General features: G+C 55.2%; 2 rRNA genes. Both read right to left on the bottom strand.

The features are described from left to right. Nucleotides 1–82, bottom strand: a 23S ribosomal RNA gene (locus J1M81_RS23450); the annotation flags it as partial. Nucleotides 83–422: 340 nt separating this feature from the next. After that, a 16S ribosomal RNA gene (locus J1M81_RS23445) occupies nucleotides 423–540 on the bottom strand; the annotation flags it as partial.

Below are 540 nucleotides of genomic sequence, written 5' to 3'. Positions count from 1 at the left end.
CCCGAGGCTTATCGCAGCCTCCTACGTCCTTCATCGGCTCCTGGTGCCAAGGCATCCACCGTACGCTCTTCATTACTTACAACAAAGATGCTCGCGTCCACTGTGCAATTCTCAAACAACACACACAACCCAGACTCACAGCAGCACCAGCCACTTCCCGAAAGAAACGCGGTATGACCACCATCTGAATTCTGTATATGTCTTGCCTAGAAAGAAACATGCTCTCGCGTGTTCTCTCAGGACCCAACAGTGCATCGATATAGTCCCTGCCGGCGAAACATGGTTTCGCGTTCTACAGGAACTGGTTGTCAGTGTTCCACCCGTGAGCTCCCGCCGTTCCACGTGTGGGAACGAAACGGGCTCTGCCAGTCCATCATCCGAGCACCTGTGTGCTGGTACATGTTCTGGAGAATGCTCCTTAGAAAGGAGGTGATCCAGCCGCACCTTCCGGTACGGCTACCTTGTTACGACTTCGTCCCAATCGCCGATCCCACCTTCGACGGCTCCCTCCCACAAGGGGTTAGGCCACCGGCTTCGGGT

This window comes from Rhodococcus sp. KRD175, assembly GCF_017168275.1.
In the GTDB taxonomy this organism is placed as follows: Bacteria; Actinomycetota; Actinomycetes; order Mycobacteriales; family Mycobacteriaceae; genus Rhodococcoides; species Rhodococcoides fascians.
Note: the sequence above shows the minus strand (reverse complement) of the source record. Positions and strands in the feature narration are given on the sequence as shown.